Origin of the sequence: Undibacterium sp. GrIS 1.2, assembly GCF_040544435.1 — a bacterium.
GTDB lineage: Bacteria > Pseudomonadota > Gammaproteobacteria > Burkholderiales > Burkholderiaceae_D > Undibacterium.
In genome coordinates this window covers 1-23,264 of sequence record NZ_JBEONP010000006.1, presented here as the reverse complement: position 1 = coordinate 23,264, position 23,264 = coordinate 1, and the positions used below count along the sequence as shown (strand labels likewise).

At 44.4% G+C, this 23,264-nt stretch carries 20 protein-coding genes and 5 tRNA genes; all 25 read right to left on the bottom strand.

The window, feature by feature from the left end; genetic code table 11:
* Nucleotides 1–74: 74 nt before the first annotated feature.
* The 25 genes from nadC to aroC all read right to left on the bottom strand — a co-directional run bounded on the left by nadC (nt 75) and on the right by aroC (nt 22,902).
* The gene (gene nadC / locus AAKU61_RS03835) at nt 75–950 is read right to left on the bottom strand and encodes a carboxylating nicotinate-nucleotide diphosphorylase (protein WP_354329794.1); all 876 of its coding nucleotides are present in this window, start codon (nt 948–950) and stop codon (nt 75–77) included.
* Entirely contained in the window at nt 947–2,080 is a 1,134-nt protein-coding gene (gene nadA, locus AAKU61_RS03830) for a quinolinate synthase NadA (protein WP_503012575.1), read from the bottom strand. Before nadA ends, nadC begins: the two co-directional genes overlap by 4 nt.
* A gap of 96 nt (nt 2,081–2,176) precedes the next feature.
* Nucleotides 2,177–2,269 (bottom strand) — tRNA-Leu (locus AAKU61_RS03825).
* A gap of 71 nt (nt 2,270–2,340) precedes the next feature.
* Nucleotides 2,341–2,414: transfer RNA gene (locus AAKU61_RS03820), tRNA-Cys, on the bottom strand.
* Between the two features lie 141 nt (nt 2,415–2,555).
* Nucleotides 2,556–2,631, bottom strand: a tRNA-Gly gene (locus AAKU61_RS03815).
* Nucleotides 2,632–2,664: 33 nt separating this feature from the next.
* Nucleotides 2,665–2,740: transfer RNA gene (locus AAKU61_RS03810), tRNA-Gly, on the bottom strand.
* A gap of 26 nt (nt 2,741–2,766) precedes the next feature.
* Nucleotides 2,767–2,842 (bottom strand) — tRNA-Gly (locus tag AAKU61_RS03805).
* A gap of 41 nt (nt 2,843–2,883) precedes the next feature.
* Nucleotides 2,884–3,468 carry a CDP-diacylglycerol--glycerol-3-phosphate 3-phosphatidyltransferase gene (gene pgsA, locus AAKU61_RS03800; RefSeq protein WP_354329792.1) on the bottom strand — a complete coding sequence of 195 codons (585 nt, stop codon included), beginning with the start codon at nt 3,466–3,468 and terminating at the stop codon, nt 2,884–2,886.
* Nucleotides 3,469–3,530: 62 nt separating this feature from the next.
* Nucleotides 3,531–5,399 carry an excinuclease ABC subunit UvrC gene (gene uvrC / locus AAKU61_RS03795; RefSeq protein ID WP_354329790.1) on the bottom strand — a complete coding sequence of 623 codons (1,869 nt, stop codon included), beginning with the start codon at nt 5,397–5,399 and terminating at the stop codon, nt 3,531–3,533.
* Entirely contained in the window at nt 5,392–5,799 is a 408-nt protein-coding gene (gene acpS, locus AAKU61_RS03790) for a holo-ACP synthase (RefSeq protein WP_354329926.1), read from the bottom strand. The genes uvrC and acpS overlap by 8 nt, the downstream gene beginning before the upstream one ends.
* 11 nt (nt 5,800–5,810) lie before the next feature.
* Nucleotides 5,811–6,569 carry a pyridoxine 5'-phosphate synthase gene (pdxJ, locus tag AAKU61_RS03785; RefSeq protein ID WP_354329789.1) on the bottom strand — a complete coding sequence of 253 codons (759 nt, stop codon included), beginning with the start codon at nt 6,567–6,569 and terminating at the stop codon, nt 5,811–5,813.
* Entirely contained in the window at nt 6,566–7,402 is an 837-nt protein-coding gene (gene recO / locus AAKU61_RS03780; protein WP_354329787.1) for a DNA repair protein RecO, read from the bottom strand. Before recO ends, pdxJ begins: the two co-directional genes overlap by 4 nt.
* Before the next feature lie 43 nt (nt 7,403–7,445).
* Nucleotides 7,446–8,348, bottom strand: coding sequence for a GTPase Era (era, locus tag AAKU61_RS03775; RefSeq protein WP_354329785.1), 903 nt, complete (start codon nt 8,346–8,348; stop codon nt 7,446–7,448).
* Entirely contained in the window at nt 8,345–9,232 is an 888-nt protein-coding gene (gene rnc, locus AAKU61_RS03770) for a ribonuclease III (protein WP_354329783.1), read from the bottom strand. The genes era and rnc overlap by 4 nt, the downstream gene beginning before the upstream one ends.
* A gap of 11 nt (nt 9,233–9,243) precedes the next feature.
* A complete protein-coding gene (locus AAKU61_RS03765; RefSeq protein WP_354329781.1) occupies nt 9,244–9,639 on the bottom strand; it encodes a DUF4845 domain-containing protein in 396 nt (131 codons plus the stop codon).
* Between the two features lie 19 nt (nt 9,640–9,658).
* Entirely contained in the window at nt 9,659–10,567 is a 909-nt protein-coding gene (gene lepB / locus AAKU61_RS03760; RefSeq protein ID WP_354329779.1) for a signal peptidase I, read from the bottom strand.
* Nucleotides 10,564–12,357: a translation elongation factor 4 gene (gene lepA, locus AAKU61_RS03755; protein WP_354329777.1), complete on the bottom strand. Its 1,794-nt coding sequence runs from the start codon at nt 12,355–12,357 to the stop codon at nt 10,564–10,566. Before lepA ends, lepB begins: the two co-directional genes overlap by 4 nt.
* 206 nt (nt 12,358–12,563) lie before the next feature.
* On the bottom strand, nt 12,564–13,391 hold the full coding sequence (gene truA, locus AAKU61_RS03750) for a tRNA pseudouridine(38-40) synthase TruA (protein ID WP_354329775.1): 828 nt from the start codon (nt 13,389–13,391) through the stop codon (nt 12,564–12,566).
* 316 nt (nt 13,392–13,707) lie between these two features.
* Nucleotides 13,708–16,491, bottom strand: a complete 2,784-nt coding sequence (locus tag AAKU61_RS03745; RefSeq protein ID WP_503012574.1) for a motility hub landmark protein FimV — start codon at nt 16,489–16,491, stop codon at nt 13,708–13,710.
* A 290-nt stretch (nt 16,492–16,781) separates the two neighbouring features.
* Nucleotides 16,782–17,909 carry an aspartate-semialdehyde dehydrogenase gene (gene asd / locus AAKU61_RS03740; RefSeq protein WP_354329771.1) on the bottom strand — a complete coding sequence of 376 codons (1,128 nt, stop codon included), beginning with the start codon at nt 17,907–17,909 and terminating at the stop codon, nt 16,782–16,784.
* A gap of 54 nt (nt 17,910–17,963) precedes the next feature.
* On the bottom strand, nt 17,964–19,034 hold the full coding sequence (gene leuB / locus AAKU61_RS03735) for a 3-isopropylmalate dehydrogenase (RefSeq protein WP_354329769.1): 1,071 nt from the start codon (nt 19,032–19,034) through the stop codon (nt 17,964–17,966).
* 39 nt (nt 19,035–19,073) lie between these two features.
* Nucleotides 19,074–19,721 carry a 3-isopropylmalate dehydratase small subunit gene (gene leuD, locus AAKU61_RS03730; protein ID WP_323492386.1) on the bottom strand — a complete coding sequence of 216 codons (648 nt, stop codon included), beginning with the start codon at nt 19,719–19,721 and terminating at the stop codon, nt 19,074–19,076.
* Nucleotides 19,722–19,723: 2 nt separating this feature from the next.
* Nucleotides 19,724–19,846 carry an entericidin A/B family lipoprotein gene (locus AAKU61_RS03725; RefSeq protein ID WP_322118570.1) on the bottom strand — a complete coding sequence of 41 codons (123 nt, stop codon included), beginning with the start codon at nt 19,844–19,846 and terminating at the stop codon, nt 19,724–19,726.
* A gap of 21 nt (nt 19,847–19,867) precedes the next feature.
* The gene (gene leuC, locus AAKU61_RS03720; protein WP_354329767.1) at nt 19,868–21,271 is read right to left on the bottom strand and encodes a 3-isopropylmalate dehydratase large subunit; all 1,404 of its coding nucleotides are present in this window, start codon (nt 21,269–21,271) and stop codon (nt 19,868–19,870) included.
* A 551-nt stretch (nt 21,272–21,822) separates the two neighbouring features.
* Nucleotides 21,823–22,902, bottom strand: a complete 1,080-nt coding sequence (aroC, locus tag AAKU61_RS03715) for a chorismate synthase (RefSeq protein WP_354329765.1) — start codon at nt 22,900–22,902, stop codon at nt 21,823–21,825.
* Nucleotides 22,903–23,264: the final 362 nt, after the last annotated feature.

Below are 23,264 nucleotides of genomic sequence, written 5' to 3'. Positions count from 1 at the left end.
AATTTAAATCGTCCAAGCGATATCTGGACAATAAGGGTATTTTCTTAAAAAGAAGGGAGAGTATAGGCAATAAGTTAGATAATTCTCAAAGAATAATCGGTAGCCTTGATGTCTTTTGTCAGGCTGCCAATCGAAATCCGGTCAACACCGGTTTCAGCGATCGCCCTCACAGAACTTTTATCGACGCCACCAGATGCTTCCAACAATGCGCGTCCGGCATTCAGATTGACTGCATCACGCATCATGTCAGTCGTAAAGTTATCCAATAGAATCGACGTTGCTCCCGCTTTTAACGCGAGTTTGAGCTGATCTAGCGTTTCCACCTCGATTTGTATGCTGACATCCGCCTGCAAGGCGTGAGCAGCCTGCATTGCAGCCTCAATGCCGCCGGCTGCTGCGATGTGATTTTCTTTAATCAGAATCCCATCATACAAAGCCAGACGCTGATTCTGACCGCCACCAACACGCACTGCATATTTTTGAGCCAGGCGCAGTCCAGGCAAGGTTTTTCGGGTGTCCAAAATCGCTGCGGCTGTGCCTTCAATTATGCGCACATAGTCACGTGTTGCCGTAGCAACGCCAGATAGCAGCTGCAAAAAATTGAGTGCGCTGCGCTCGGCAGTCAGCAAAGCCCGGGCTGGCGCTGTGATCTTACAGACCAGACTATTCGGAAGCATCAACGCGCCCTCCTCTACCATCCACTCAATCTTAATCCTTGCATCTAGGCGCTCCATCACAGCATCAAACCACGGCGCACCGCACAAAACAGCTTCTTCGCGCACAATTACTTGGGCTTGCACTAACTGCTGGTCTGGCACCAGTAAGCCCGTCAGATCACCGGTACCGACGTCTTCCGCCAACGCTGTGCTGATATTGCGTTCAAAGGCTGCCATCAAGTCCGCATCGAATGGCTCGAACGGATTTTTAAGATTACTTATTGGATGAGTCATGCTGGACCTATACCCGAAAATAGTTTTTGCTCTTGAGCCAAATCAGCGCCAGGGCGCACATTCGCTTTTTTCGCCGCTGCAAAATCAAGCATACGATCGATACATAATTTGGCTTTTACACTCACGACAGGATCTACCAGAATTTCGTTATTCCCTTGCTCTAATACTTGCAATAAATTACGCAGACCGTTCATCGCCATCCAAGGACAGTGTGCGCAACTCTTACAGGTAGCACTATTACCCGCAGTCGGAGCGACGATGAATTTTTTCCCGGGGGCTGCCATCTGCATTTTATGCAAAATACCGTTATCCGTTGCCACGATAAACTCAGTAGCGTCCATGGTTTTCGCTGCATGGATCATTTGCGAGGTAGAACCAACCATATCCGCTAGTGCTACGACTGCAGCAGGTGACTCTGGATGGACTAAGACCTTGGCATCAGGATGCTCGGCCTTAAGTATATCCAGCTCAATACCTTTAAATTCGTCATGTACTAGACAAGAACCCTGCCACAGCAACATATCAGCGCCAGTTTGTTTTTGAATATAGGCGCCGAGATGTTTATCCGGCGCCCAAAGAATTTTTTTACCCTGTGCATGCAAATGCGCGACGATATCCAAGCCTATACTGGAAGTCACCATCCAATCCGCACGCGCCTTCACCGCGGCACTGGTATTGGCATACACCACGACAGTGCGATCAGGATGCGCATCACAAAACGCTGCAAACTCATCCGCAGGACAGCCAAGATCCAGCGAGCATGTTGCATCCAGATCAGGCATTAAGATCGTTTTTTCAGGGCTTAGTATTTTGGCTGTTTCGCCCATGAACTTAACGCCAGCGACAATCAAAGTTTTTGCTGAGTGATCGCGGCCAAAACGCGCCATCTCTAAAGAGTCAGAAACACAACCACCAGTTTCTTCAGCAAGGTCTTGCAAGTCAGCATCGACATAATAATGCGCTACCAAAACCGCTTCTTTCTCACGCAATAGCTGCTTGATGCGCGACTTCAATATTTCTTTTTCCGCCAAACTAGGAGCGTCGGGTATACGAGCCCAGGCAGCAGCCGTGCAACTCGTCCCCAAGTCCATCTGCGGGCGCTCAAATTCAATGACTTTGGTTGCTTCCATCTCTATTCTCATCAAGGTGAAAAACTCAGTCTAGCAGTTATAAAAAAACCCGTGCTTCTGAAACCAGAAGACGGGTCGTTTTATTACAGATTAATTTGGTGCCCGAGGCCGGAATTGAACCGGCACGCCCGCTATTAACGAAGCGGCGGATTTTAAGTCCGATGTGTCTACCAATTTCACCACTCGGGCACGCTACTCAAAAAGTAGCGCTAATGCGCTACTCATTAAAGCCAAACATACGTCAAACGACGCATTTATTCTGGAGGCGGGGAGCGGAATCGAACCGCTCTAAACGGCTTTGCAGGCCGCTGCATAACCTCTTTGCTACCCCGCCAAGGGTTGCTATTCTAATTCAAATAATTTTTACTTGCTGACGCCAGTGAAATTATTTACATTAAAACGCGGTTAATCTTACTAAAAATTTATTCAGCATATAACTGAATAAAAAAGGGAAGCCTTGCTTCCCTTCAAAATCTGGAGCGGGAGAAGAGTCTCGAACTCTCGACCTCAACCTTGGCAAGGTTGCGCTCTACCAACTGAGCTACTCCCGCATTTACAATCTACCGCAAGCAAGCACAAAAATCTGGAGCGGGAGAAGAGTCTCGAACTCTCGACCTCAACCTTGGCAAGGTTGCGCTCTACCAACTGAGCTACTCCCGCAAATTTTTATATCACTTCATCTTTAATGGAGCGGGAGAAGAGTCTCGAACTCTCGACCTCAACCTTGGCAAGGTTGCGCTCTACCAACTGAGCTACTCCCGCATCAAAGACAGGGGCACATTATATATCAGCCAATTTCACTGTCAAGACATTTTGTCCGTGGACTCTTTGATCAAAGGCCATGCGCGGCGCAAATAATAGAACATCGACCACACGGTTAAAACTGCAGCAATCAATAATAACCAGGCACCCCAATATGCCATATCAATCACGCCAAATAAATTATCGTAATAGAGCAACATCGGGATCGCGACCATTTGTGCAGTAGTTTTTATCTTACCTAATGAGCTCACTGCAACAGATTTTGATGCTCCGATCTGTGCCATCCATTCACGCAATGCAGAGATCGTAATTTCACGACCGATAATGACGAAGGCGATTACTGCGTTCACCCGATCTAATTGAACCAAAACTAAAAGAGCACCAGCGACCATTAGCTTATCTGCTACCGGGTCGAGGAAAGCACCAAAAGCGGAAGTTTGATTCCAGCGACGAGCTAAAAATCCATCGAACCAATCAGTCGCAGCGGCAACGATAAATACTAAGGTTGATGCTAAGCCTCGGTCAAATGAGCTGAGCCATGTATTAGGCAAATAAAAAACACCAACGACCAAAGGAATCAGTGCCACGCGCAACCAAGTAAGCAATATAGGAATGTTGAATGGCATCTGTAATTATCGAAAAGGTATATACCTGTGAATCATCATATTATTCGTAGTATTATATTTGGCTAACGCAATCGCTTGTAAATTTCTTCAGCTAACTGACGAGAAATACCCTCCACAGAAGCCAAATCATCAACACTCGCATCGGAAACACCTTTTAAGCCACCAAACCTCACCAGCAAGCGTTGACGGCGCTTAGGACCTATACCTTCTATTTCCTCTAACTGTGAGCTTTGTCTGGCCTTGGCTCGCTTTGCACGCATTCCAGTGATCGCAAAGCGATGCGCCTCATCCCGAATCTGTGCTATCAGCATCAAGGCAGCAGATTCTTTTCCCAACTCTTTTTGTGCTCTGCCATCGACAAATACCAGTGTCTCCAAACCGACCTTGCGTCCCTCCCCTTTGGCGACACCAACAATCAAACTAATATCGAGTGCAAGTTCAACGAAGACCTGACGCGCGATCTCAACTTGTCCCTTGCCTCCATCGATCAATACGACGTCAGGCATTACACCATCACCGTTCGCAACTTTTTCATAACGCCGGGTCAGCACTTGCCGCATAGCGGCGTAATCATCTCCAGGCGTGATATCGCTAATGTTATAACGGCGATATTCTCCATTTTGCATCGCATGATGATGAAATACGACGCAAGAAGCTTGCGTGGCTTCGCCTTGAGTATGGCTTATATCAAAACACTCTACGCGTAAGGTTTCAATGTCTTGGACTTCCAACTCCAAAACATTGACCAAGGCACGTGTCCGCGCTTGCTGCGAGCCTTGTTCGGATAACATACGCGCCAAAGCCAGTTGCGCGCCTTTGACCGCCATCTCAAGCCAAGCACGACGCTGTTCTTGGGGCTGAAACGAGAGATGGATACGATGTCCGCATTGCTCTGCCAGCGCCAGCATTAAATCGGGTGCGTCCAACACCATGTTCAAAACCAAGGTGGAAGGAATAAATTGATCGACATAATGCTGAGCCAAAAATGCTGAAAGGACTTCGGCCTCAATAGAATCTTCCGCTGCAAACTGCGCATCATCAACATGAGACGGGAAATAAGCACGGTCACCAAGATGACGTCCACCACGCACCATTGCTAGATTGACGCAAGCACGACCACCTTCAACGACCACTGCGATGATATCGATGTCAGCATCGCCGGTAGTTTCCATGCTTTGCTGATGTAATACTTTTGATAAAGCTGACATTTGATTTCTAACTAATGCCGCTTGTTCAAACTTAAGTTCTTGCGAGTACGCAAGCATTTTCTTTTCTAAGTCCTGCATTACTTCAGATTGCCGTCCACGCAAAAATTTGGACGCGTTTTCCACATCAACCAAATAGTCTCGGTTCGAGATAATGTCAACACAGGGAGCGCTGCAGCGATGAATCTGGTGTAACAAACAAGGACGTGTGCGGTTTGCAAAAACGCTATCTTCACAGCTACGCAGCAAAAATACTTTCTGAAGAATCTGCATCGATTCTTTGACCGCCCATCCAGATGGAAATGGTCCGAAATATTGGTGTTTTTTATCGACAGCACCGCGATAATAAGTCATGCGCGGAGAAGTTTGATTTGTGATTTTTAAATAGGGATAAGATTTATCGTCACGAAAAAGAATGTTATATCGCGGACGTAAAGCTTTGATCAGATTATTTTCTAAAATCAAAGCTTCAGCCTCGCTTCGCGTGACTGTAGTTTCAAGCCGCGCAATTTTCTCCACCATCATTGCAATGCGTGGACTACTTGCAGTTTTTTGAAAATAACTTGAAACACGCTTTTTTAAGTCACGAGCCTTACCGACATAGAGAACTTGATCTTGCGAATCAAAATAGCGATAAACGCCAGGTAAATTAGGTAGCTTAGCAACAGTATCAATAACAATGTCTCTAGCATTATCTACTGTTTTTTTTGATTGATCGTCAGACATCAGAGTCACTATTTTTCTCTACGATGACAAAAACAACTACGTAATCAGCTTCATCTGAAATGGATACACGTGCAGTAAGGCCGCGCGCTTTCATCCAGTCAGATAAATCGTTAATGGTCGATATGATAGGCTGGCCACTACTGAGGTTTAGTATTTGTACAGAAGACCAATTCATCGGCGCGGTTATTCCCAGTCCGATTGCTTTGGAAAATGCCTCTTTGGCCGCAAAACGTGTAGCTAAAAATCGCAAACCACGGACTTCTGCACTAGCTTTGCGTTGATGATATATCTTGAGTTCGTCGACACCGAGAATTTTTTCTGCAAAGCGGTCACCATGTCGTTTCACAGATGATTCTATGCGACTTGTTTGAACAATATCGGTACCAATTCCGTAGATCATTACTGATTCAATCAAAGCGCATGTGAACGAGCTTGACTCATAATCGCTTTCATATCACTCACCGCTTTTTTCCAACCAACAAAAATCGCTTGAGCAACAATAGCATGGCCTATATTGAGTTCAGAAATGTCAGGTATTGCCGCAATTGCCTGCACGTTCGTAAAATGCAAACCATGTCCCGCATTAACCTTCAATCCTCGCTTTATACCTTCCAAAGCTCCTTGTTTAATTCGGAGTAATTCTGCTGCTTGCTGTGTATTGTCATTCGCATCGGCATAGCGACCAGTGTGAAGCTCAATCACCGTTGCACCTGTCTCAGATGCCGCCTGAATTTGTTGTGCGTCGGCGTCAATAAATAAACTGACGCGAATACTTTCCGCTTGTAACTGACGTACCGCCGCCTGCACTTGAGAAAAATACTTAACCACATCTAAGCCACCCTCTGTAGTCACCTCTTCTCTGCGTTCCGGCACTAAACAAACATCTTGAGGTTTTATTTTGCAAGCAAAGGCGATCATCTCATTTGTTACTGCAGCCTCTAAGTTCATGCGCGTAATGAGTTGAGGACGAATACGTTCAACATCTGCATCTTTGATATGACGGCGATCCTCACGCATATGCAAAGTAATGCAATCAGCACCTGCCTCTTCCGCCATTAATGCAGCTTGCAAGGGATCAGGGTAATTGGTACCACGTGCATTGCGTAAGGTAGCGATATGGTCAATATTGATACCAAGTTCAATGGTTTGAGTTTGTTGATGTATGTTCATAGATTTTGCAAATCGATCAAAATTTGGCGAGTGTTGAGTGGCGTGCCATGCAAGTGATGAGCCAGTAAAAAGCGCATTAACATTTTACTTTGAGATTGGGTTATAGGATCTTGATATTCTCCGGCATGCATATCAATCAGAGTTTTACCGTTGACGCGGGGAGTCGTGTCTGATGGGCGCGCTGGACGCGCACCAAGCTCAGGATCAATTATATAAAACTCTTGATTCAGCACAGTCGCTTTCGTCATGTAACAACGAGTCAAGTCGCCTATAAAGCCTGACTCTCGTAGCAACGCATGCTCAAATTTTCTCAAAACAATTAGAGCAGGCTCCTGATGTGCCAACTGATTTATGGTAGAAACGTAATGATCAAAAAGTGATGGGCATGGCTCATCGCGCATCAAAAATTTAACCAATAATTCATTTAGATAAAATCCACACAGTAGTGCCGATTTTTCTAACGGCAGCATGCCGCCCACCCATTCTGCGGCGCTAAGCGTTTTAATATCTGATTTACCGCTCCACGACATAGTTAAAGGCTGGAAGGTTTGCAATATATTGCGCAACTGAGAATGTGGTCGTTTGGCACCCTTAGCTACTAACGCTAATCGCCCGTAATCACGAGTAAATACATCAATGATTAAGCTAGTTTCTTTGTAGGGATATGAATGTAATACAAAGCCAGGCTGACCTACGATGCGCACATCTTTGGTCATTGGTTTAGTACGCGGTGCTTTGGAGATTACAGATGATTTTCGAGGAAATTTTGTGGCAGGTTTTACCGTTATGGATAACTCAGCAGAAGCATTAGCCACAAGTTCTGTGATTGACATAGCATCTGTATTCAGATCTATTACCTGCACACTCATGATGTCGCTATTCGTATCCGTACGCGCGCAAACCAGCTTCGTTATCGGCCCAGCCAGATTTCACTTTAACCCAAATTTCTAAATAGACAGGTCCACCAAATAGCTTCTCCATATCTTGACGTGATTGAGTAGAAATATCTTTTAATCTAGCGCCTTTATTTCCAATCACCATGGATTTATGAGTATTTCTGTCCACAAGAATCGCAACGAATACCCGACGCAAATTACCTTCTTGTTCGAACTTCTCGATCAAAACTGTGCTTGTATAAGGTAACTCATCACCTACAAAGCGAAATAACTTCTCTCTGACGATCTCAGTTGCTAAAAACTTTTCGCTACGATCAGTAATGTCGTCCTCGCCAAAAACAGGAGGATTCAATGGAAGATATTTCTTTATTTCACCCTCAAGATTTTCCAGTTGAAATCTCAAAGTAGCCGACACAGGCACCACTGCAGCAAAAGGATACAAAGCCATAATTTTTTGTGCAAACGGCATCATGATTGCTTTATCTTTGACTCGATCCGACTTATTGATCACTAAAATACAAGGAACATCTTTTGGTAACAAATCAATTACTTGTTGATCGGCGGCGCCAAAAGTACCTGCCTCTATAATAAATAAAATGACATCCGAGGCTGTCAAAGTAGTCGTGACAGTTCTGTTCAAAGTCTTATTTAAGGGATTCGAGTGACGGGTCTGAAAACCAGGAGTATCAACGTACACATATTGAGTGTTGTCTTTTGTCTGAATTCCTGTGATTCTGTGACGCGTCGTCTGTGCCTTACGTGAAGTTATACTGACTTTAGCGCCAATCAAGGCGTTCATCAATGTAGATTTCCCTACATTAGGACGGCCAACAATGGCTATATAGCCGCAGCGAAAGTCTGCGTTATTAATGATATCGGTCATGCGGTCTTAGGTTGAGATTGATGCGTTAGAACGTCAGTTTTTGCAGCGGGCTGATTACTAGGTATGTCTAACAAAGATTTCTGTGTCGAACCGTTAGATTTATTATCATCAGCCGATGCGTTGGCTTGTGCATCTGATTGTATCGTCGCTATTCCAGCTAGTTTAAGTTGTGACGTCCGGGGTTTCTTTTTGCGAGACGCTGGAGTTTTAGCAAGTAAATTTAAAGCCGTTTCCAGAGCCAGCTTTGCTGCTGCTTGCTCACCGGCACGGCGACTACCGCCAGCGCCAAATACTTGTATCTCTAATTTTGGAACCAGGCACTCAATTTCGAATTCCTGATTATGAGCAGCACCATGTGTAGCAACAACGTTATATTGAGGCAAGGCTATTTTTTTACTCTGCAAAAATTCTTGCAGCAATGTTTTAGCATCTTTGCCTAAAGTAGTTGGGTCTATTGTAACTAGGACTGGTGAGTATAGAGACTTAATCACTTCACGTGCGGCATCAAATCCCGCATCTAAAAAAATTGCCCCAAACAAGGCCTCTAGGGTATCCGCCAAAATAGATGGCCTGCGGAAGCCGCCAGATTTCAACTCCCCCTCGCCCAGGCGTAAAAACTGAGACAACTCAATTCTTTGTGCTATCTCATACAAAGATTGCTGTTTTACTAAATTTGCCCTAACTCGAGATAAATCACCCTCATCAATATTGGCGAAGCTATCGAATAAAAGCGAAGCAACAACACAATTTAAAATAGAGTCACCTAAAAATTCCAAGCGCTCATTATGCAAAACACTGTGGCTACGGTGCGTTAAAGCTTGCTGCAATAAAGCTGCATTCTTGAATTGATGCCCCAATCTCTTTTGCAATAATTGTTCATTCATACGAGATCTGCTTATTCCTGCTTTTTGGTGACCGCACCATTTTTTGCTGTGGTACCTTCATACTCAAGCAATAAGCTTGCAGGACCAACTAAGGGGATTTTTTTTGTATACGCAAAGCTCACATCCATACCATCACCATTTTTCACAATGGAAAGATCTTTACCAGCAATCGCATCAAAATAACCTATCTCGGCTTGTTTATCGAACGCCGTCTGTATTTCGCGCACCGTAGTTCCGGACTGCTTAGCCGTCAGTATCGCTTTTTTTATTGACATAAACTCTATAACTGTTGGCGAAATTTTTATCCCCAACATCGCAACCAGGCCAATAATTACAAGCATAAATATTAAACCTATGAAGGTAATACCTAGCTGTCGACCAAAGTGCTGATTTTTAATATTTTGCATAAGTATTCAACTCCAAACGTTATTGAAAACTACCGATTCTTTTTGGATGACTAAAGTTCATCCAAATTACAAACGCTTTACCAACAATATTTTGATCTGGAACAAAGCCCCAATAACGACTATCAGCACTATTGTCTCGATTATCACCCATCATAAAATATTGATTTTCAGGTACTGTGCAGGCAAAACCAAAACTATCATATGAGCATGACTCACGTTTTGGAAATTGATCAGGATTATCTACAAAAACTGGTTTCTGATCATCATTCAAAATACTATGTTGTACGCCAGTCAAATTCTCACTAAATTGCTTTGAATACATAAGTGTATCGTCTAAAAAATCCGGCATAGCCTCATAAGATAATGCTTTACCGTTAACTGATAAACGCTTGTTTTTATACACTATTCTATCGCCAGGGACACCGACCACACGTTTAATATAGTTCAGGCTAGTATCTTTTGGATATTTAAACACCATAATATCCCCGCGTTTAGGATCATTAATATTTAATATTTTCTTATCAAGGATAGGTAAACGAATCCCATAAGTATATTTATTAACCAAAATCAAATCACCAACAAATAAGGTCGGCAACATTGATCCTGAAGGTATCTTGAACGCCTCGTACAAAAAAGAGCGTAAAAAGAATACCAGTGCAATCACAGGAAAAAAACTACCTGAGTATTCAACCCAAGTGGGTTGCTTTAGCATGGTCGACTCTAATTCTAAGCGCCCACCCTCTTGCAGACGACTCCCATCTGCAGTCAATTTTGCATTACGAGCATCAAAACTGGCCAAAGCTTGGTCTGCCTTCAATCGTCGTTGCTTAGACCACACAAACATGTCAAGAAACCAGATAACACCAGTTGCTATCATCAGAACAAAAAGGATTAATGCAAAGTTACCTAAAATTGATTGAAAACTCATTTATCTTCCACTTGTAAAATTGCCAAAAATGCTTCTTGTGGAATTTCCACAGAGCCAACTTGTTTCATTCGCTTTTTACCCGCTTTTTGCTTTTCTAATAATTTCCGCTTACGACTGATATCGCCACCATAACATTTTGCCAAAACATTTTTACGTAAGGCTTTAACGTTTTCACGGGAAATAATGTTGGCGCCAATGGCGGCCTGAATAGCTACGTCAAACATTTGTCGCGGGATAAGTTCACGCATTTTGGCTGCGACAGCGCGACCACGATATTGACTATTCGCTCTATGAACAATAATCGCTAGCGCATCAACTTTTTCGCTATTAATCAACATATCTACTTTGACGACGTCAGCCGCACGGTACTCTTTAAACTCATAATCCATAGACGCATAGCCACGGGATGTTGACTTCAGTTTATCAAAGAAGTCCAACACTATCTCCGCCATGGGCATTTCATAGGTCAACTTGACTTGCCTGCCATGATAGTTCATGTCAAGTTGCACTCCACGTTTTGACGTGCACAGAGTAATTACTGCACCAACATACTCTTGCGGCATGTAGAGATTTACAGTGACGATAGGTTCACGTATCTCTTCAGTTCTTGAGGGCTCAGGCATTTTTGATGGATTATCGACCATCAAAATACTTCCATCTGCCATCACGACCTCATAAATAACGGTCGGGGCGGTAGTGATCAAGTCCATGTCGAACTCGCGCTCCAAACGCTCTTGCACAATCTCCATGTGCAACAAACCTAAGAATCCGCAACGAAAGCCAAATCCAAGCGCCTGCGAAACTTCTGGCTCATACATTAAGGCTGAATCATTGAGCTTTAACTTCTCCAAAGAGTCACGCAATGCATCGTATTGATTTGCCTCAACTGGAAATAAACCCGCAAACACTTGCGGCTGTACTTCTTTAAAGCCTGGCAGAGGCTCTTTGGCTGCTTTACCTACAATAGTAATTGTGTCGCCAACCTTGGCTGATTTAAGCTCTTTAATACCAGCGATAATAAAACCAACTTGTCCAGCGGATAATTCTGGGCAGGACAAAGATTTCGGCGTAAAAACTCCGACACTTTCGACCAAATGTTGCGCTTCTGTTGCCATGAACAGAATTTTGTCTTTTGGCCGTAAAGTACCATTAACTATACGCACCAACATTACGACACCAACATAGTTGTCAAACCATGAATCGACAATCAAGGCTTGCAAAGGAGCATCTGGGTCACCCTTTGGTGGAGGGACTTTGATAATCAAAGATTCCAAAACAGCTTGTACACCCAAACCTGTTTTTGCTGAGCAGTGAACCGCGTCACTGGCATCAATTCCTATAACCTCTTCAATTTCATTGATTGCATTGTCTGGGTCTGCTGACGGTAAATCTATTTTATTCAAGACCGGCACAACCTCTACACCTAATTCGATCGCGGTGTAGCAATTTGCTACGGTTTGAGCCTCCACGCCTTGCGATGCATCTACGACTAATAGAGCTCCCTCACAAGCGGACAAAGAACGGCTTACTTCATAACTAAAATCCACGTGACCGGGAGTATCAATCAGATTTAAATTGTATATTTTTCCATCAAGCGACTTATAGTGTAACGCTGCTGTTTGAGCCTTGATGGTAATACCACGCTCACGTTCTATATCCATAGAATCAAGAACTTGAGCTTCCATTTCGCGGTCAGATAAGCCACCACATAGCTGGATAATTCGATCAGCAAGCGTTGATTTGCCGTGGTCAATATGGGCAATAATTGAAAAATTGCGGATGTTATTCATTAGGGAAAGGAAAGGCCTATTAAAAAAAAGGCGCTCTGAGCCGGGCAATGATCCCCAGGCGAGCGCATCAATTTTGGGTTATGCAAAACAACATTTTACCGGATTTCGCTAGGGAAAGCCCAAAAATCATGTTCTGACATGGAAGCACAACTAATATTGGGCTAAATCATTTACATTCAACGCATGTGTATTCGCCTTTAGCTAACTCACTGAGAATCGTTAAGCGGTAACAGTCCTAAGAAGTTATCGTTTTTATTTTGTGGCAAATCCCATTTCTTATCGTAATCAATTTTTGCAAGGTATAAACCGTCAGGCATAAAAGTTGGTGCAGACAAACTACGATCACGACTAATTAATAAATGTTCAATCCAATCGGGCTCTTTTTTACCAATACCGACAAAAAGTAAGGAGCCAATAATATTGCGCACCATGTGATGTAAAAACGCACTTGCGCGCAAGGTAAAGATAAGCAAATCACCTTGCTGGAGTATTTGCACGTCATACATATGCTTTATTGGTGATTTAGCCTGACATGCGGCAGCACGGAAGACCGTAAAATCATGTTCGCCAAGCAGATAAGAAGTTGCCTCGCGCATCTTACTCACATCGAGTGAACGAAATACCCAGCCAGCTCGCTGCGCCCAAAGTGGGGAACGCACAGGATTATTGTAAAGAACGTAATGGTAAGTCCTTGCGTAAGCACTAAACCGAGCATGAAAATTATCTTGGGCATCGGGGTCATCAAATGGCACTTCATTTGCCCAAAGAACCGCAATTGAATCTGGCAAAAATGCATTCACCCCATTCATCCAAGAATACATACTTCGATCTAACTCGGTATCAAAGTGAATTACTTGCTCAAGAGCATGAACACCTGCGTCAGTACGCCCAGCGCAAGTTGTTTTGACAGCCGACTTAGCAAAAGCAGAGAGTGCCTTCTCCAACTGGTCCTGCACAGTCTGACCGGATGGCTGAGTTTGCCATCCATGCCAACGACTGCCATCATATTGCACACCTAGAACAAGACGTTTCAATTCCAACTCACAAATTCAATTATTTAAACAAGAACTGGATTAACAAAAAAATCCATATTAATTGCGGAACAACGGGTACATTATTTTTTAGTGTTAATAATTTTAATATACTCCCTATCTTTTTTAAGAAAACCCTCGGCTTATCCAAATATATTGAGGACCAATAAATATACTCATACAGAGTATATTTAAAAATTAATAACAAAGAATAAACACTCAACTGAAGAAAACTTACGCAGGCGTCTTTATTCAGTCACCGCAAAAAACAAACGGGCGCAAACTAAAAGTCGCGCCCGTGGAAAATTACAGCGTTAGATCAAGATAAATGAGTCAGCATTTCCTGAGCTTTAACTACTTGGTCAGATGTACCGCCTTTGATTACTTCATCAAGTAGCTCACGTGCGCCTTCTTTATCTCCTATTTCATGATAGGCAACCGCAAGATCAAGCTTAGTAGCCATTTCTGCATTGTAAGATGGCGTATCTTCGATGACTGGCTCGTGCATATCTGCCTTTTCAGCGTCATTTCCGAGATCTAAATCAATTCCAGACAAATCAAATTCAAATGCAGCTGGGGAAGTACTAGCGTGCGGAGCTTCTTCAACCGGACTATCTTGCAAAGGAATTTCTTTAGGAAAATCAATAGCATGATCTTCTGAAATTGCGGGTACTGAGTCGAAAGAGATAATATTATCGTGTCCAGCATGATCAAGATCTAGAGCCAAATGATCAATATCGCTGTGAACACCTTGCTTGTCATTCAAGCCAACTACTTTTGATGTTTCAGACGCAACTTCCGTCGGCAAATCATCAGCGCCGAGATCAAAATCAATTGAGGCAAAATCGACAGGTTCTTGATCTACAGGAGAATCATGTTTGATTTTCCCCTCATTACTATCTGAGCTAACTGGCAATTTTGGTGCATCAAACTCATGTTTTGGCTCTGATCCCGGCACATCTAAATCAAAATCCAAAGAACCTAAATTGTCTTTGGTATCAACCATATTAAAGCTCATGCTTGTTTGATCTAAAACCGGGGCAACGGGCTCTTCATCAAGACCTGCAGCCGTATCTATAATGCTGATCGATTCAAGCATATCATGAGACAAAGAATTCGCTAGTAAGGCATCTGGATCTAAATCTTCTAACGGTTGGGTTCCAGAACCAAGACCTGCTGCCATGGAATCGGCAAGAGCCTTGCCCCCTGCATATAACGGATTTTGAGGATCCAAAGCAATTCCCATTGATGCAGCTTGCGCCCAATCATCACCCTCACCACTTGTCATGCCATATAACTCACTAGCCAAGCGTTCAAACGATTTGGCATCTTTACGAGTAAAGTAAATCTCCAGCAACTTAACTCTGACCGCATGCCTGTCAGGCTGAGTGCGCAAAGCTTCTTTTAAAATCTCTTCTGCTTGGGAATCACGTCCGTAGGCAATGTACACATCTGCCTCTGCAACAGGATCGACTTCATTAGCATCCAACTGGCTAGCTGATGGCGCAAAATTTGAATTGAAAACGCTGTTGTTAGTATCAACGCTTTGTCCACCAGTAGAGCCAAACATCGAGTTGGCCTTCATACTAGAGCCAGTCAGTATGCTGTCCTCAAATTGCTGAAGTTTTTTCTTGCGTCGGCTAGAGTAAATACCAAAACCACCAAGTAAAGCTAGCAAGACACCTGCACCAGGAAGTAAAAAGCCACTATCCATTAAACTATCGAAAAATCCCGGCTCTGGCGGTGGTGGTGGCGGCAAAACCTTGCGCTTCGGCACCACTGCGGTTGACGCACTGGTTGATGAGGCTGAAGTCGCAACAACAGGAGCTGGTTTAGTATCTGGACTGGTGGTTACCGGTGCACTAACAGCGACAGGACTGACCGATGCTGACGCTGATGCAGCCAGCTTTGTCGCTGCAGCCTGCTTGTCACTCAAGTCTTTATCTTTTACTTGAAGTATTTTCTGCAAACCTTCAACATTTTTTTCCAATTCTTTGACGCGAGCGTTTGCGTCTGCAATTGCTTTATCTTTAGCAACTTTATCTTCTTCAGTAAATACTTTACCGGTAGCTGATTTTACAGATGCTGCCGGAGCCGCTTTAGACAATTTCAACTTATCTAAAGCTTCGCTTGTAGCAGTAGGAACTTCTTTTACTTTAGCAGTAATTACACCATTTGCTGTTTGCTTGGAAGCCGCGACCTTCTCTGCGGGAGCCTTCTCTACTTGCCTAGCCAATTTATTTCTATAAGCACTGAAATCGGCCGCATGTGCCATAACAACGGAGTGCGCTTCAACAGCAGAGCTGGACCGAATTGCGTCAGCATCAGGAACCGATAAAATTTGTCCCGCCTTAAGGCGATTCATATTATTACCAGCGAATGCCTGTGGGTTGGCTTTATATAAACTAACCAGCATCTGATCAAGCGATACGCCGTCACCTTTGTATGCGCCCGCTATTTTGCTTAAAGTGTCCCCTGCTTTGACTTGATAGTCACCAGATGACTTTACTGGAACACTCGATTCATTTTTTGGTGCTGCGACTCTTTTCTCCCGGACAGCAGGAGTAGTTGTCGAATTCGTATTTGGTTTATTCTGCGTATATGTTTGATTTGTGTTGGATTGGGTAACTCCTGCAACACTCACAGGATTTGCGACTTGGGCTGATTGACTGTTTCTTAGTTCGGCAGGATCAAGTAAGAATGTGTATTCACGCAATAATTTACCATTGCTGGAATTTAGCTCCAACAACATGTCAACAAACGGCTCGTTCATTGCTTGATTTGAGGAAACGCGAATTACGTACCCTGAACCACGTTGCTCAACACTAAAGCGCAAGGACAACAATGCAGGATTTAAATCAATACTGGCTTGGCGAAACGCGTCGGAAGAGGCCAACTTCGGCACTAGCGAACCAATTTCATCTTTGTTTGGCGATGTTAATTCAATCTCAGCACGTAGTGGCTGCCCTAGCGAGGACAACACAGTCAGCTTACCCAGACCGGTGGCATGTGCGCTGGATAACATGAACAAAGTTGAGGCTACCGCTGTACCCAGCACTTTGCGTCCGAGGGAAATCACCGGTGAGCGTTTATGGTTATGCATTTTATAGGACATATTTGGGAAATTTGACAAATCCAGTTAGCGATAGCAATCGTATTAAATTACGGATGAATGCATCATATTGTCTCAAGATAACATTACAAACTTAGCGCTGCAAGCTTAACTCGATTTACTACTATGGTAAATACATTAAGAAGCCAAACCATTTCCAATTTGGATAAATCGTTGTTGCAGTTTGACAATCAAGTCATAAAAGCACTAAATATGAGGACAAAAACAAAAAGGAATGAGAAATCATTCCTTTTTTAACAACGACAATGAAAACTGTTGAGTTAATCGGTAATCAAAATACGTAGCATGCGGCGCAAAGGTTCTGCCGCACCCCACAATAATTGATCGCCGACTGTAAACGCCGATAAATACTCACCGCCCATTTGCATTTTGCGCAAACGCCCGACCGGAATTGTCAGACTACCAGTAACGGCGGCAGGTGTTAAATCACGCATAGAAGCAACACGCTCATTAGGGACAACTTTAACCCACTGATTATTTTGGGCAATGATGTCGTAGATTTCATCCAGCGGTACATCTTTCTTCAACTTGATTGTCAAGGCTTGCGAATGACAACGCATTGCACCAACACGAATACATAGACCATCAACTGGAATTGGCGCCGAACCAAAAGCTGCCCCCTTACCCAAAATCTTGTTAGTTTCTGCGCCTGCTTTCCACTCTTCTTTAGAAACGCCATTCCCCAGATCCTTATCAATCCAAGGAATCAAATTACCAGCTAACGGAACGCCAAATTGCTTCGTTTCATCATCAGTAAAAGAGTGCTGTTTAGCGAGAACTTTTCGGTCAATTTCTAAAATTGCTGCTGCGGGATTATCTAGCAACGCCTTTACTTCAGCGTTAATGCTGCCAAACTGAGTCAATAGCTCACGCATGTGCTGCGCACCGCCACCAGAGGCCGCCTGATAAGTCATTGAGGACATCCAATCGACCAAATCATACTGAAACAGGCCACCCAGGCCCATCAACATACAAGACACGGTGCAGTTACCGCCAATGTAGTTTTTGACTCCTCGGCCCAATGCAGACTTAATCACGTCCAGATTGACTGGATCCAGTACGATCACAGCATCGTCCTCCATGCGTAAGCTAGAGGCGGCATCAATCCAATAACCATTCCAGCCAGCTGCACGCAACTTAGGGAAAACTTCCGTCGTATACTCGCCACCCTGGCAGGTAATAATAATGTCGCACTTCTTCAATGCATCAATATCATTTGCGTCTTTTAATGTCTTTTCATTCTTTGCCATTACAGGAGCCGTGCCACCTGTGTTGGAAGTTGAAAAAAACACTGGTTCGATATGAGCGAAATCGCCCTCTTCTTGCATACGCTGCATTAAAACCGAACCTACCATTCCACGCCAACCTACCAGACCAACTAGTTTCATCATCTTTCCCTAAAATTTGCAGGCAACGCCTGCTGATTGACACATCTACTGCAATTATTCCAATGCTTTAACTACTGCATTACCCATCTCGACCGTTCCGACTTTCGTCGTTCCTGGCTCATAAATATCTGGAGTTCTCAGACCTTGAGATAAGACATTCTTAACCGCACTCTCAATACGATCCGCCTGATCGGCTTTGCCAAATGAGAAACGTAACATCATCGCAGCAGACAAAATAGTCGCTAAAGGGTTGGCAACACCTTTGCCCGCGATATCAGGTGCAGAGCCATGCGATGGCTCATACAAGCCTTTGTTATTTGCATCCAACGATGCGGAAGGCAACATCCCGATTGAGCCAGTCAACATTGCCGCTGCATCGGACAAAATATCGCCAAACATGTTGCCTGTAACGATCACATCAAATTTTTTCGGTGCGCGTACTAATTGCATTGCCGCGTTATCGACATACATATGATCTAGCGCAACGTCTGGATATTCTTTATGAACATCCGTGACGATGTCTTTCCAGAACTGGAACGTCTCAAGCACATTTGCCTTATCCACGCTGGTCAAACGTTTTGAACGCTTTTGCGCGGCTTGAAAAGCGACATGAGCAATGCGACGGATTTCACCCTCAGCGTAGCGCATCGTATCGAAACCTTCGCGCTGGCCTTTGAAAGGGCCATCTGGACATTCCCGCACACCACGAGGCTGTCCAAAGTAAATGTCGCCAGTCAATTCCCGGATAATCAGAATATCCAAACCCGAAACTATTTCAGGCTTTAAAGTAGAAGCTCCCGCTAATTCAGGATACAAAATTGCCGGACGCAGGTTTGCAAACAGACCAAGATTTTTACGCAAACCAAGAATTGCCTGCTCAGGACGCAAAGCGCGATCTAAAGTATCGTATTTCCAGTCACCTACTGCGCCAAACAACACCGCATCAGCTTCCAATGCCAGTTTGAGTGTAGCGTCTGGCAACGGATGCCCGCTTGCCTCAAAGCCGGCGCCACCGACTGGTGCAGTTTCCATTTCAAATGATTCGCCCAACACATTTAAAACTCTGACTGCTTGCTCGACTATCTCAGGACCGATGCCATCACCTGGCAAAATTGCTATTTTCATGTTCTATTCATTTCAATAAATCGTCGCATTAAGATTCGATTAGATCGTATTCGCTAACCAAGGCTGCATCGCGATATGGCGCTCTTCAAATGCGCGAATTTTGTCCGCCTGGCGCAAAGTCAATCCGATGTCGTCAAGCCCGTTCAACAAACAATATTTGCGGAAAGTATCGACTTCAAATGGATAGCTGACAATGCCATTAGACGTTGTCACAACCTGCTTCTCAAGATCAACGATCAACCGAAAGCCAGGAAAAGCTTTAACTTCATTAAATAACTGATCAACTTGCTGCTCACTCAAAACGATTGGAAGCAAACCATTTTTAAAGCAGTTATTAAAGAAAATATCGGCAAAACTTGGCGCTATCACTGCACGAAAACCGTATTGATCTAAGGCCCACGGTGCATGCTCACGCGAAGAACCGCAACCAAAATTTTTGCGCGTCAACAAAATCGATGCGCCTTGATAGCGTGCTTGATTCAATACAAAATCTGGATTGAGCGGACGCTTACTATTGTCCATACCAGGCTCACCATGATCCAGATAACGCCATTCGTCAAACAGATTAGGGCCAAAACCACTACGCTGAATTGACTTCAAAAACTGCTTTGGAATAATGGCATCAGTATCGACATTCGCTCTGTCCATCGGCGCGACAAGACCATCAAGCACGGTAAATTTTTCCATAATTATTTTCTGCCAGCATCCTCAACAACTTCACCTGCTTTTTTTACATCTTTACCGATACCTTGGACGGTATTGCAAGCGGCTAAAACGACTACGCAAATGGCGAGAGTGAATAATTTTTTCATGTACGTTCCTCAGAAATAAAATTAGCGCAAAGCGCGGACATCAACAAAATGACCTGCAATACCGGCGGCAGCCGCCATTGCAGGAGAGACCAAATGGGTACGACCACCCTGCCCCTGGCGACCTTCAAAATTACGATTCGATGTCGAGGCACAACGTTCACCTGGCTCTAAACGATCAGCGTTCATCGCAAGACACATAGAGCATCCAGGCTCACGCCACTCAAAACCAGCATCACGAAAAATCTTATCCAGGCCTTCTCGTTCTGCCTGATCCTTGACTAGACCAGAGCCCGGAACAACCATCGCCAACTTCACATTGGATGCACGGAATTTTCCACGCACTACAGCGGCAGCGGCACGTAAATCTTCAATGCGAGAGTTAGTGCAAGAGCCAATAAATACTTTGTCGATACGAATATCTTCAATCGCGGTGTTTGGCTTCAAGGCCATGTAAATCAGCGCTTTTTCCATCGCATCGCGTTTTACAGCGTCTTTTTCCTGATCTGGATCTGGTACGCGACCATCTACAGCGACAACCATTTCTGGCGAAGTTCCCCAAGTGACTTGTGGCTTGATCTCTGCCGCATTTAAGGTAACAACCATGTCAAACTTTGCACCAGCATCGGTATGCAAGGTACGCCAGTATTCAACAGCACTATCCCAATGCGGTCCTGCCGGTGAAAACGGGCGACCTTTGACATAATCAATCGTGGTTTGATCAACGGCAATCATGCCAGCGCGGGCGCCAGCTTCAATCGCCATATTACAGACGGTCATGCGACCTTCCATCGACAAACTACGGATTGTTGAGCCAGCAAACTCAATCGCATAACCTGTACCGCCGGCCGTACCAATTTTGCCAATGATGGCGAGGACAATATCTTTTGCGGTCACGCCAGCCGGCATCGCACCATCGACTTGCACCAGCATGGCTTTGGATTTTTTAGCAATGAGTGTTTGTGTGGCCAACACGTGCTCAACTTCTGAGGTGCCAATGCCGTGTGCCAGGCAAGCAAATGCGCCGTGGGTCGATGTATGAGAATCACCACAAACCACCGTCATACCTGGCAAAGTCGCACCTTGCTCTGGACCGATCACATGCACGATCCCTTGACGCTTGTCATTCATACCAAAATACGTCAAGCCGTATTGCTTTGCGTTGGCATCCAGCGTTTCTACTTGCAGGCGAGAAGTCGGGTCATCAATACCATTGACGCGGTTAGTGGTTGGCACGTTGTGATCAGCGACTACCAGATTCGCGGATAAGCGCCAAGGCTGACGTCCAGCGATTTTTAATCCCTCAAAAGCTTGCGGGCTGGTGACTTCGTGAAGTAAATGGCGGTCAATATACAAAATTGCGGTGCCATCATCGTCCTCATTGACGATATGGGATTCCCAAAGTTTGTCGTAAAGCGTTTTAAGCATGATGTTGGAACCTGATATGAGATACGTGAGCCTGCAACGCGCGTAAGAAGCCGGATAATCCTTTTGGGATTAGCGCAAATCAAAGGAGCAGGGAAATACGAAGTTTCGTGCGGTCTGGCCAGATCAACGACACAACAATTGACAGGAAACCGGTGCAATATGCACTACTCAGGTGATTTGCAGTCGACTCAGGTGAAATCGGAGAGACTCTTATGCAAAATTTGCCTTAGATTATGCCACAATTGTGTAACGCAGAACCATACTGCGCATCAATTTAAGGCATACGTTTTTCCATAGAAAAATAGAAAATATTGAATTAAAGCCAAACTTTCACCGGGTAATTGGAGAAAAATAAAGAAATTTCCATTTTTTATTCTGTTGACCCAATTCGTGAAAAACTACCGGCACCACCACAAAACATCTACAGAATATTTGCAATACTCCTACCCAGTAAAATTAACTGTCCAGAGATTATCTGGTCAATAACAATCATTAGTGGCTATACTCCCCATAAAACTGCATAGTCGCATCAAATCACCTAATAGCAATATTTATGATTGCCTAACATCACCGCATTGTGCACGATGTCTTAAAGCATGATCCATCAATACCAGCGCAAGCATCGCCTCAGCAATCGGTGTGGCACGGATACCAACACAGGGATCATGCCGTCCAAAAGTTTCCACCATAACTGGGTTGCCGTCCTTATCAATCGAACGACGTGGTGTACGAATAGACGATGTGGGCTTAATCGCAATCGAAACCGTAATATCTTGCCCGGTTGAGATTCCTCCTAAAACACCACCAGCGTTATTACCGACAAACCCCTCAGGCGTCAGTTCGTCGCCATGCTCGGAACCACGCTGGGCAACGCACTTAAAACCAGCACCAATTTCTACGCCCTTAACGGCATTAATCCCCATCATAGCGTAAGCGATTTCTGCGTCCAATTTATCGTAAATTGGCTCTCCCAAACCAACCGGGACGCCGCTCGCTACCACATCAATCCGCGCACCGATCGAATCACCGTCTTTACGTAGGGCGTCCATGTAATCCTCTAGCTGTGTAATTAAAGCCGGATTATTGTTGGGCGCAAAGAAGGGGTTATCAGACACATGCGCCCACGATTCAAACGGGATCACGATATCGCCCAACTGGCTCATTCCACCTTTGAAGGTCGTACCATACTGTTGAAAAAGCCACTTTTTGGCAATAGCTGCGGCACCAACCACTGGCGCGGTCAAGCGTGCAGAAGAACGACCGCCACCGCGTGGATCGCGGATGCCGTATTTATTCCAGTAGGTAAAGTCGGCGTGTCCGGGGCGAAAAGTCTCGGTAATGTTGCCGTAATCCTTGCTGCGCTGGTCTTGGTTGCGGATCAATAGACCAATCGGTGTACCTGTCGTTTTACCTTGATACACACCAGACAAAATTTCTACCGTATCTGGCTCCTGCCGTTGCGTGACATGGCGCGATGTGCCCGGTTTGCGACGATCTAATTCAGGCTGTATATCCAGCTCTGACAACTCAAGCCCCGGAGGGCAACCATCAATTACACAACCGATTGCAGGGCCATGTGACTCACCAAAAGTCGTCACTGTGAACAGTGTTCCAAATGTATTACCAGACATAATATTTGCAGTATTTGTTTCGAAATTGCCTTGATTTTAACAGCGATAACGGCTTAAGAGTCTCCTTCAGGTATAGCATTCTCTAGGAAAAGTACGTAAATCTCGACACAAAATTTGGTTTTATGAATTTTGTCCACATAAGTCGAGAAATATTTGTACTTCTTGTTTTATACTGACTCAATACAACAAATCCGACTTGGCTGTTTGATCATTTAATGCGATAGTTCACGTAAAGTTACAATCGAAGAAAGTAATACACGTAGCAATAGAGGTTCTTGCAAAACGAAACACCGGAGAGTAATTTTATTGCGAGAAGCGCAAAATAGATGAGAAAGGAGCGGCCATTTCTGGCAAGATGAAAG